Annotated in this window: 11 protein-coding genes; 3 read left to right on the forward strand and 8 right to left on the reverse strand. The window is 64.5% G+C overall.

The genetic code is table 11. The annotated features are described in order from the left end of the window. The 3 genes from V6M49_RS05130 to V6M49_RS05140 form a co-directional block, all read right to left on the reverse strand. Nucleotides 1-1,315 (reverse strand): hypothetical protein (locus V6M49_RS05130; protein WP_332760393.1); only part of this gene is annotated, 1,315 nt, incomplete at its 3' end. 227 nt (nt 1,316-1,542) lie between these two features. Beyond that, nucleotides 1,543-2,484 (reverse strand): hypothetical protein, encoded by a 942-nt coding sequence (locus tag V6M49_RS05135; RefSeq protein WP_332760394.1) that lies wholly within the window; start codon nt 2,482-2,484, stop codon nt 1,543-1,545. Between the two features lie 49 nt (nt 2,485-2,533). After that, complete coding sequence (locus V6M49_RS05140; RefSeq protein WP_332760395.1) at nt 2,534-2,743, reverse strand: hypothetical protein; 210 nt, start codon at nt 2,741-2,743, stop codon at nt 2,534-2,536. 189 nt (nt 2,744-2,932) lie between these two features. Between V6M49_RS05140 and V6M49_RS05145 the strand changes: the two genes are divergently transcribed. After that, the gene (locus tag V6M49_RS05145; RefSeq protein WP_332760396.1) at nt 2,933-3,670 is read left to right on the forward strand and encodes a hypothetical protein; all 738 of its coding nucleotides are present in this window, start codon (nt 2,933-2,935) and stop codon (nt 3,668-3,670) included. Nucleotides 3,671-3,676: 6 nt separating this feature from the next. On the opposite strand, the gene V6M49_RS05150 is transcribed toward V6M49_RS05145, so the two are convergent. From V6M49_RS05150 to V6M49_RS05170, 5 genes are all read right to left on the reverse strand, one after another. After that, on the reverse strand, nt 3,677-5,263 hold the full coding sequence (locus tag V6M49_RS05150; RefSeq protein WP_332760398.1) for an alkaline phosphatase D family protein: 1,587 nt from the start codon (nt 5,261-5,263) through the stop codon (nt 3,677-3,679). 95 nt (nt 5,264-5,358) lie between these two features. Further along, nucleotides 5,359-5,703, reverse strand: a complete 345-nt coding sequence (locus tag V6M49_RS05155; RefSeq protein WP_332760400.1) for a hypothetical protein — start codon at nt 5,701-5,703, stop codon at nt 5,359-5,361. A gap of 45 nt (nt 5,704-5,748) precedes the next feature. Then, nucleotides 5,749-6,150: a DUF2207 domain-containing protein gene (locus V6M49_RS05160; RefSeq protein WP_141139743.1), complete on the reverse strand. Its 402-nt coding sequence runs from the start codon at nt 6,148-6,150 to the stop codon at nt 5,749-5,751. 453 nt (nt 6,151-6,603) lie between these two features. Then, nucleotides 6,604-7,104, reverse strand: coding sequence for a GNAT family N-acetyltransferase (locus tag V6M49_RS05165; RefSeq protein WP_332760403.1), 501 nt, complete (start codon nt 7,102-7,104; stop codon nt 6,604-6,606). Further along, entirely contained in the window at nt 7,101-7,970 is an 870-nt protein-coding gene (locus V6M49_RS05170; protein WP_332760405.1) for a ribokinase, read from the reverse strand. Before V6M49_RS05170 ends, V6M49_RS05165 begins: the two co-directional genes overlap by 4 nt. A 142-nt stretch (nt 7,971-8,112) precedes the next feature. Here V6M49_RS05170 and V6M49_RS05175 point away from each other — a divergent pair, with 142 nt between their 5' ends. Both V6M49_RS05175 and V6M49_RS05180 read left to right on the forward strand, forming a co-directional pair. Next, the gene (locus V6M49_RS05175; RefSeq protein ID WP_141139754.1) at nt 8,113-9,531 is read left to right on the forward strand and encodes an MFS transporter; all 1,419 of its coding nucleotides are present in this window, start codon (nt 8,113-8,115) and stop codon (nt 9,529-9,531) included. Between the two features lie 29 nt (nt 9,532-9,560). Then, the coding region (locus V6M49_RS05180; protein ID WP_332760408.1) for a nucleoside hydrolase at nt 9,561-10,300 on the forward strand (740 nt) is incomplete at its 3' end.

A 10,300-nucleotide genomic window follows, 5' to 3' on the forward strand; every position in this document is an offset into this window, starting at 1 on the left:
GCGCGGTGCCGGAAGTGGGGGTGGCCGTGAAGGAGGCAACGGGCGCCCGGTCGTAAAAGTGCCAGTACTGGCTGGTGGCGTTCACATCGGCGAGCACCAGCAGACCGCTGTTGGCCGTGCCCCGCGCCGCACTGTTGAGGTTCTGCTTCGTTGACGTCACGTTGTGGACATACTGGTCGGCGTCCACGATACGAGCCGTCTTCGCGGTGGTGAAGCTGATGTTGTCCAGCGGCGAGGACTTCTCGTAGATGGCGCCCCCGGAGTTACTGCAGACACCAGCGTTCGTCGTGCCATTCGGCTTCGGATAGGAAGCGAAGGTACGCAGTCTCTGCGTGCTCTCATCAATCAGGACGAGCACCCGGTTTGGGCACTCCGACACAGTCGCGATCGGGTGCGACGACCAGGTCGTGCCATTCAATGCCAACAGCTGGATCAGCGGTTGGGGCGCGGACGTGAACGACGTCTTGACAGCGGCGAAAACCCGATCACCCGAGGAGTCCAGCCACTTCAAGTTCATATGGTCATCGCTGCTGCCCTGCCCCGACACCGCCGCCACAGGTTCGCTCCAGTCTGTGTCCGACGCTCCATCGACGTGGTAGCTCCAGTACATGCCGTCCGTGGCGTCACCGACCTCCCGGCTCCACATCAGACCCATCTTGCCGGGTCCGAACGCGATCACAGCCGACGTGTCGTCCACAGACACGTTGCTCAACGACGCAGGATGCGGGAACGGCGTGCCCCATGTTGTGCCGTCCGTGCCAGTGACGTTCAGATAGATCTTGTTCCCCTGCTGCCACGTGGCCCACACCCGACCCGTCGAGTCCTTATCGATGGTCAGGGTCTCAACCTTGTAGTTGTTGATGTTTGTAGAGGACAGCAGCGAGTACGTCTTGGTACTCGAGTTGTAGCTGTAACTTCGCATCGTCGTCGGGAAGTTCGGCACAGCCGGCAGGTTGTCGGCGACGAACCGGTAGCTCGCCACATACAGCGTCGTCCCGTCCCACAACACGTCATGATGGGTGCCCGCCCGATTGTCCGTCGCCACGCCCGTATTGACCCACGAGCTCGTCGCGGCATTGAACCGGAAGATATGAAAATCCGAGCTGGCAGTGTCCCACAGGTTCCCCCACCAGAGCCCGTCGTTGAACCACAACGAACTCGTCGCCCGCTTCGTACCCGTCGGGGTCCCCGTCCCCGAATGCGACGGACCCTCAACCCCAACATCACCCTCAGCAGCCGACGCCGCAACCGGCACCACCACAACACTACCCAGCGCAAGCAGCAGCGTGATGAACGCGAGCAGGGTCTTTCTCATGATCTCTTCCCGGCGGATAGTGGATTCTTCGGTTGCCGCCGCTGTCACCGGCGACGGGCATCAGGTTCCATGAAATTCTTCTCCCTTCGGTTTTTGTCAGGCGTCGCGGCAGGCGTCTGGTCAGTGTATTCCCGGGTCAGGAGGCCAACCAGCGTAGTGAGGGGCTGCCGTGTACTCGTATTTCTCGCAGGCGCTACCCGTCTTTCAGCCCGGACTACCCGGCTTTACTACGGTGCGGAACGCGTACCGGCGTCTGTGTCCGACCCCGACGTTGGAACGAAGTTCCAGTCGAAGGACCCGTCGTCTCGGAGTGTCATCTGAAGGAACCCGTGGGTGTCGCTGAACCGCTTCACAATGTACGGCGGACGGCTAGTGAAGGGACGGAGACCGATACCTCCCGTGGAAACCTGGAACGCCGTCATCCCGTCATCGACGCACTGGTCAGCGTTGTTCACCGGACATGACCGTTCGTAGTTGTGTTGTGACCCTGACAGGGTCAGACGGACCCGGTGCTTCCACATCACGTCAATCCATGGCTTGTGGTCAGCGGCCCGCTCATGTTCGTTCGTGTTCGACGTGAAGTACGGTTCGTGATGAACTACCGCCAGGTGCTTACCCGCCGCCTTGGCAGTAGCGAGGTCGTTGTCCAGCCACGCCGTCAACGCCCGAGCCTGCGTGGGGTTGTACCGCCAGAGCGCGGACGACAGGAACGCGAAGTGCCAGTTCCCGAAGTCCTTCGAGTACGGTTCCCCGTTCCCGATGAACCCACGCTCCTGGTTGATCGCAGCCTTTTCCCGAGACCCCGGGCATTGGCCATTCATGAAGTTGTCGAGGTCTTCGTTGTGGCCGGGTTCCCAGTCGTGGCTGGGGGCGGACACCCAGTACAACTTGGGCATCGTGCCACCCCACAACGGCGTCCAGTAGTTCACGTAGTCATCGCAGTACGCCGTGTCGTACTGGAAGTCCCCGAGCCCTAGGAACGCGTCAATGTCGTTGTTCTGCACAAGCCGCGTGATCGCCGCACCGTTCCGACCGGACGGGCTATCAGGCGCATAGTTCTTGACGCCGTTCATGTCACCGACAGCAGCGATCCGGACACCAGGCGGCTCCGGAGCGCTGGCGCAACCCGCGGCAGATACCGCCAGGAGGGCTGCGGCGGTTGCGGCCACGCTCCGGAAGGATCTGAAACGAGTGAGCGCTGACTGCATCCGATAACCCTCAGATGTGTCGGTACCCGAGGTACTCGGTGACCTCGAGGACGGTGGTCTGCTCGGCGGACGGGTCGTGCGCGGGACTGGAAGACAATGCACCTTCGAACACCCCAGGGTCGAAAGCGAACATGCCCGGCGACTTGCCTGACCGCTGCCACCTCGTGTGGAAATCGGCCACGAAGGCCTCGATCCTGCCGCCTACCTCGTCCTGGGCCATGCGGCACATCCTACCGGCCCCACGGTGGCGCCCCTTGCTAAGCCGGACGAGCGTGCCGTGGGTCCGCCGTCGTCGTACAGGGGGTTCAGGTTCACGACGGACTGCACTACCTTTCTCCTATGGCCATGGGCAAGCAATGGTGCTCTGACCCCCTACAGGAATTTCTACTCAGAAGGAGTGGGATAGGTCATGAATCAACGATCCAAAATATTCTTTGCTCTCGTCGTCCTGTTGCTTGTTGTTGGCGGGGCGGCACTTTTTGTCTTCGACAACACAAAAAGGAGCAGGGCCGCGGAGTACGATCCGCAGATCAACCCGGCCGATTTCACCACCAAAATTACCAATCAATATTTCGCCCTCCCCGTCGGCAAAAAAATGACTTACGAAACGACCGAGCAAGGACGCGTCACTGAGAGGATTGAAATCGAAATCCTGCAGGAGACCAAGACCATAGAGGGCGTTGAGACGGCCATCTACCTGGACAAGGAATACAAGAACGGGCAGCTTGTAGAGGAAACCCGGGATTACCTGGCACAGCACAAGAACGGTGACGTGTGGTACTTCGGCGAGGACGTGAGCAACTATTGGAACGGGATGTTGCTGGACCACGCCGGCAGCTTTCTGCACGGAAAAGATGGCGCAAAAGCCGGCATCTGGATGAAGGCCGAGCAGCGCACCGGCGATTCCTATAGGCAGGAATTCTACGTTGGTCATGCAGAAGACATGCGGGACACCGTCGCCACCGGCGAGACCGTCTCCACGAAAGCCCGCACGTACACCGACTGCGTCAAGGTTTACGACTGGACGCCGCTTGAAAAGAATTCCCGTGAGCATAAGTATCACTGCCCCGAGGTCGGTGGCCTGGTCCTGACCGAGGACCTGCAGACCGGAAAACGGTCAGAACTCGTGAATGTTGTTCAGCCCTAGACTGGCTCAACCACCGACCAGTCCCGGGACTCCGTCCTGGATCGCGAAGGAGGCCTTCGTGCTGACGGGGGATCCCGGCGTCGTGACGTGGTCCAGGACCCGGAAGTCGGCGGTGAATGCGTCCTTGGTGATCTTGGTGTTCACGTAGCCGCGGTTGTCGTTGTAGAACTTCAGGTGCGGGTTCCAGGCCATGACGGGATCCACCGTTGAGCCGGTGCCGTTGCCGGTGGAGCTGATGGACGTGCAGACCAGTTCCGAGCCGACCACGGGGGAGGCCGGGTCCCTGTAGTCGACCTTGATGTCGTTGGCCCAGTTGCGGTGCACGTCGCCGGTGAGTACGACGGCGTTGCGGACGTTCGCGTCCACCCAGCCCTGGGTGATGCGGCGGCGGGAGGCGGCGTAGCCGTCCCACCCGTCCATGGAGACGTCGTCGATCTCCGGGGCCTTGTTGCGGTCCTTTTCGGCGAAGAAGACCTGCTGGCCCAGGATGTCCCAGCGCTGGGTGGAGTTCTTGAAGCCGTCCAGCAGCCATTTCTCCTGCTCGGCGCCGGTGATGGTGCGGTCCTCGGCGAGGCGTTCGGTGACGTTCTTCTTCCAGCCGTCCCCGGCCAGCTGGTCGTCCCGGTACTGCCGGGTGTCCATCATGTGGAAGTTGGCCAGCTGGCCCCACTGGATGGTGCGGTAGATCTTCATGTCGACCCCGGCCGGCACGGACGAGGCCCGCAGCGGCATGTTCTCGTAGTACGCCTGGAACGCGGCGGTGCGGCGCTGCCGGAACCGCTCGGTGGTGTCGTTCAGCTGCCCGGCGTCCTTGTTCTCCGGGATCTCGTCCGCCCAGTTGTTGTCCACCTCGTGGTCATCCCACACCACCAGCCACGGCGCGACCGCGTGCGCGGCCTGCAGGTCGGCGTCGGACTTGTACTGCGCGTGCCGCTGCCGGTAGCCCTGCAGAGTGGAAGTTTCGGGGCCCTGGTGGTCGCGCGGGTTGCCGCCGCCGATCACGTAGCTGTCCTTCTTGTACTCGTAGATGTAGTCGCCCAGGTGCAGCACCAGGTCCGGGTGGTCCTGGGCCAGCCGCGAGTAGGCGGTGAAGTAGCCGTGCTCGTACTGCGAGCAGCTGGCGAACGCCATGGCCAGCGCCGCCGGCGTCTCGTGCGGCGCCGGGCTGGTGAGGGTGCGGCCCACCACGCTGATGTGCTTACCCGTGCGGAACCGGTAGAAGTACTCGCGCCCCGGGCGGAGGCCCTTGAGTTCGACGTGCACCGAGTGCGCCGTTTCGATCCGGGCATGCTCGACGCCGCGGGCTACTACGGTGCGCATGCCGGCGTCTTCAGCCACTTCCCACGCCACCGCGACGTTGCGGGAGGGCATGCCACCCAGGCCGTCCTCGGCGATCGGGTCCAGTGCCAGCCGGGTCCAGATCACAAAGCCGTCCGGCCAGGGCTCGCCGGAGGCGATACCCAGCAGGAACGGATCGGTGCGGAGACCGGCGTCGTCCGCTGTTGAAACGGCGACGGCGGCACCCGGCCAGGCGGCGACGAGCCCGGCCCCGAGGCCGGCGGAAAGGAGGGATCTGCGTGAAATGTTGTCCATGGCTTCCAACGTATTGAGGCCGGTTGGACAGTTTGTAAGGGCGGCGTGAATGCGTGGTTAACTGCGTGACAAGACCTGTCGATTTGGAGCAGTTTCTACTTCCTGGAGTTCAACGCGTCGAACTGCTCCTGCCAAAGGGATAACTCCTCATCGACGTAGCGCCTGTGGGCAGGAGTCCATTTGGGCCAGATGTCGGGCGAGGCCGGGACTGGTGCGGGCCGCGGTGCCCGGTCGGGGGCGGGGGGAACTTTGCGCTTGGGGCTAACGGGGGTCTTCCGCAGTGCTTTCGGCCGGCTCTTCCTCCTGGTGGCCAGGGCCGTAACGTGCGTCAGCCCGATGATTAGACCGTAAATGCCCCAGAAGATGCCGAGCAGGACCAGGGCAACGAGAAACAATGCAAGGTAAAACAGGATCCCTGCTGCAGGGATTAGTAGCACCATGGTCTATTCCACCGGTCCACCGTCGTTTGGATGAGGTTTGTTCGGCTATCCAGCAGCTTCTGGCAGGGGCGGCTGCATAACTGCCGCCCCTACCCACATGTAGTAGCCGGCAGCCACCATGGCGAGCCCAAAAGGTATGGCGAGCAGGACAGCAGGTGTTTGTTCATTGGCTGCCAGCAACGCGACAGTGCTGACCACAAAGACGATCCCGAGCCATCGTGGAAGAACACCTGAACGGAGAATGAAGACCCCGATCATCAGGAGGCCTGCGATGATAGCCAGCAGCCCGGGGATGACAAAATAGGGCATCCCTGGGAAGTCGCCGGCGAAGAATACCGTCTGGATGAGCGCGCCCGTAAACAGCAGGATGAGACCAACTGCGGCCGTAATCAGGCCAGCGTTCGCAAGCTTGAGGTACTGGCCGGATCGCCGTGCAAGGAGTGCCATACCGGCTACGCCAACCAGTATGAGAAGGGACGCGACAGAGGCTGCCAAAGGGGCAAACCCGGTCGATGTACGCATGGCTCTTGTTTCGCATTCCAAGCCGATGCAGCCGATCGGTTCCAGATTGTGTAGGAATGCGGCCAAGACGCACAGCACGCCGCCGAGCATCGCTGCGGCGCCAGCCCATCTGGGGAATTGCCCTGCCCAGAATCGGTCGTCGAAATTTCCCCGGGCCATCGTCAACCGCCATCTCTCTGGAGACCGCCAGTGTGTCTTCCTATGCTGGACCGGGCCGGTGTGGCGGTCAAGAGCCGTTTGCCAGGCACAGAAGGATCCGCATGAATTCCTTGAGGCGGGTCGCCGTGCGGGAAGTGAGAGAGGGTCCTGGGGTTCCTGACCGGTCGGACGGCGGGGCCGGGGGAATTGCCCTGATCGGCAGGCTCAAGCGGCGGGCAACTATCGTTGCAGCTCCAGGCGGAACACCCAGAGAAGGACGTCCTCGCCGGGCACGTACCAGTCGCGCTTCGGAACCCTCTGGAAACCCAGGGATTCGTAAAGAGCATGTGCCCGTCCCATAAACGTCGCGCTCGTAATGCTGATCGCCCTGATTGCGGGCAGCGACTGCGCGTGTTCAATGACCCTGCGGACTACAACGCGACCAATCCCGCCGCCCTGAACCGCAGGATCAACGGCCAGCATCCGGAACTCCAGCTCATTGTCCACCGCGATCTCGCTGTACGGCCGGCCTGCGAAGGTCAGCGTCACGGCCGCGACCACCGCGCCGGAGGCTTCGGCCACCCACACTTCGGCATGCTCCGCCCGGTGTTCCACGTCCTCAAGCACGCTCATGTACGGGTGATCGGCGGTGAAATGCCCCGCATGGAGGTACGCCTCCCGAGTGATTCTCCGGACCTCTGCGTGATCGGCGGGCGTTGCCTGCCTGAGGACCAGATTCACCGTCCAACAACCCCGGCCCCAGCGACCCGGGCAACGTACTCCTCGAGCAGGGCCAGAGCCGGCTGCGAAGATGGATCGCCCACAGCGTCCGCCCCCACGGCGTTGGCGGCCGCCAGCGCCGTGGAGTAGTCAAGTCCCGCGCCGAGTGCCAGGACCAGGGCCGCGCAGAACGCGTCGCCCGCGCCGATGGTGTTCGCCACCGTCACTGCGGATGCGGGAGCCTCTGCCACCCGGCGCCCGTTCTCGAACATCGCGGAGCCGTCCTTGCCGTACGTCACGGCCACCAGCTTGGCCGCGGCGAGGGCGGGGATTAGGGCGTACTCGCTCTCGTTGACGATCACCAAGTCGCAGCGTTCCAGCAGCTCGGCCGGCAAGTCCATCGCTGGTGCGGCGTTCAGCACAAAGTACCCGGCGGGCCGCCTGGCGGCCTCCAGTACCACGGGCAGGCCCACCTCCAGCTGGCACAACACCGTCTCCTCGGGGCCGAACTCCACGCCCTCCAGGGAGAGGCTGGAGTTGGCGCCCGGGCAGACGACAATCTGGTTCTCGCCGTCGCGGTCCACCACAATCAGCGCCGTCCCGGTCGCCTCCGGATGGACCGCGACGTCAGAGGTGTCGACGCCGGCGCTCGCCAGCGCGTCAAGCATCCGCTGCCCCTGGGCGTCGCTGCCCACGGCGCCGACCATCCGGGTATTCCCGCCCAGCCGTGCAGCCGCCGCGGCCTGGTTGGCGCCCTTGCCGCCCGGCTGTTCGGAGAGCACCGCCCCGCCGATGGTTTCGCCGGCAGTGGGGAGTCTCTCGGCGGTGGCGATCAGGTCCAGGTTGATGCTGCCGACGACGGTGACGGCAGGAAGTCGATTGCTCATGGGAAGTCTCTCTCGAGGCGAAGCCGGAAGTGGCCGGATTAGGAAATAGTCTACGACATGGTTGTACTTGTGCGTCATACATGGTTGTATAACAACTCGAATCGCCATTCCGGATGATTCAGCTCGAACAAAGGAGTTTGATGTGAACACCCCAACGTCGGTTGCCGCCTCCCCGCCGGTCAGCGCGGAACAGCCCGCCTTCGCCGGCCGCCGCGCCGCCCTGCTGATCTCCACCCTGCTGCTGGGCGTGCTGTCCTTCCAGCTCAACGCCAGCATGGTGACCCCTGCACTGCCCCAGATCGCCGCCGCATTCGGCCAGAGTGCGGACAGCGCCGCGCCCGTGCAGTCCATGTTCTTCCTGGCCGGCGCCATCGCCGGGCCCGTGATCGGCCGCTGGAGCGACTTCATCGGCCGCCGCGCCGCCCTGCTCCTGGTCCTCGGCATCATGGGCGCCGGCACCATCCTCTGCATCGCCGCCCCCACGCTGCCCCTGCTCGTCACCGGCCGGTTCCTGCAGGGCGTCTCCAGCGCCGTGTTCGCGCTCGCCTACATCGTGCTCAGCGAGAATCTGCAGGCGAAGGTCTTCGGCACCTCCGTGGGCATCATCGCCGCCATCAACGGCGGAGTGGGGGGCGTGGACGGCTACGTGGGCGGGCTGATGGCCGAGACCCTCGGCTTCCGCTCCATCTTCGTGGTCGTGCTGGTCCTCACCGCCATCGCCGCCGCCTGCATCATCAAGATTGTTCCGGCCGGACGGCCGCGGGGCGTGCGCGGCGCCATGGACTGGTGGGGCGCCGGATCCCTCTCCGTGTTCCTTGTGTTCATCACCTACTTCGTCTCCGGCGGATCCGCCGCCGGCTGGACAGCGCCCAGCACCCTGGCACTGCTCGCCGCCACCATCGCGTCCTTCGCCGCCTTCTGGAGCATCGAGAAACGGCGCACCAACCCTCTCATCGCAGTCCACCACCTGCGCTCCCGCCAGGTCTGGCCCGTCATCGCCACCACCGTCCTGACCCTCGCCGGCATCTTCGCCATCATCAACTTCACCGTGGTGCTCCTCAGCCAGGACGCCGGTGCCGGCTTCGGGCTGACCGCATCAGTTTCCGCGCTGCTGTTCCTCACCCCGGCCGCCCTGATCGGCGTCTTCGCCGCACCTCTCGCTGGCTGGCTCGCCGACCGGCGCGGCTGGATCAAGACCCTCCGCGCCGGCACCGGACTGAGCCTGGCGTGCGCTATCGCAGCCGCCATGTTCTCGGACAACCAGATCGCGGTGCTGATCGCCGTTGCGGCCCTGGGCATCTTCTACAACGGCTTCTTCCTCACCGCCATCAACGGGCTCTCGGTGCTGCTCTCACCCAAGGAAGCCCCGGCTGCCCTGCCCGGCATCAACGGTGCCTCCTTCGGCATCGGGGCGAGCCTCGGCGTCGTCCTCGTGGCACCCTTCGCCGCCCAGGCCACCGCCGCCGGGTACACCACCGCCCTCTGGATCTCGGTGGCCATTACGGCCGCAGCGTTCATCGTCAGCCTCTTCGTCGCCGCCCCCAAGGGCGAGACGGTCTAACTCCCTTCGACCGAAAGAGAACCTCCGCCATGACCGACACCTTTCCGTTCTACCTGGACTGCGACACCGGAATCGACGACGCCCTCGCCCTGGCCTACCTGCTGGCGGCCCCCACCGCTGACGTGGTTGGCATCGGGACCGTCAGCGGCAACGTCAGTGCCGCCGTCGGCGCCCGCAACACCCTGGACCTGCTCCAGCTCGCCGGCCACGCGCACATTCCCGTGGCGCTCGGCGCCCACGATCCGCTGGCCGGGCAGTTTGGCGGCGGGGCGCCGTGGGTGCACGGAGAGAACGGGGTCGGCGGGGTTTCCCTTACGACGGCGTCCGCCACGTTGGAGTCCGAGAGTGCGGCCGAGATGCTGGTTCGGCTCGCCCATGAGTATCCGGGAACGCTGCGGGTGCTCGCCATCGGCCCGCTGACCAACATCGCCGAGGCGCTGCGCCTGGACCCCGCGCTGCCCTCGCTCGTGGACGAAATCACCATCATGGGCGGGGCGGCCCTGGCCCCCGGGAACATTAGCCCGGTGGCGGAAGCCAACATCTTCAACGACCCCGAGGCCGCCGCCCTGGTGCTGGCCGCCGACTGGGACGTGACCCTGGTGCCGCTGGACGTCACAATGGCCAACGTCCTGGAGGAAAGCCACCGGCAGGAACTGCTCGCCGCGGACCACCCGGTCCCGCAGGCCCTCGGCGACATGCTGGGCTACTACTTCCGGTTCTATGAGGGCATCTTCGGCCGGCCCTGCTCCGCCATGCACGATCCGCTGGC

This window comes from Pseudarthrobacter sp. (genome assembly GCF_036675385.1).
In the GTDB taxonomy this organism is placed as follows: Bacteria; Actinomycetota; Actinomycetes; order Actinomycetales; family Micrococcaceae; genus Arthrobacter.

Excerpts from the sequence above, each read along its gene's own strand:
- V6M49_RS05155 (WP_332760400.1), bottom strand. The coding sequence starts at position 5,703 with ATGGTGCTACTAATCCCTGCAGCAGGGATCCTGTTTTACCTTGCATTG.
- V6M49_RS05160 (WP_141139743.1), bottom strand. The coding sequence starts at position 6,150 with ATGGCACTCCTTGCACGGCGATCCGGCCAGTACCTCAAGCTTGCGAAC.
- V6M49_RS05145 (WP_332760396.1), top strand. The coding sequence starts at position 2,933 with ATGAATCAACGATCCAAAATATTCTTTGCTCTCGTCGTCCTGTTGCTT.
- V6M49_RS05140 (WP_332760395.1), bottom strand. The coding sequence starts at position 2,743 with ATGGCCCAGGACGAGGTAGGCGGCAGGATCGAGGCCTTCGTGGCCGAT.
- V6M49_RS05150 (WP_332760398.1), bottom strand. The coding sequence starts at position 5,263 with ATGGACAACATTTCACGCAGATCCCTCCTTTCCGCCGGCCTCGGGGCC.
- V6M49_RS05170 (WP_332760405.1), bottom strand. The coding sequence starts at position 7,970 with ATGAGCAATCGACTTCCTGCCGTCACCGTCGTCGGCAGCATCAACCTG.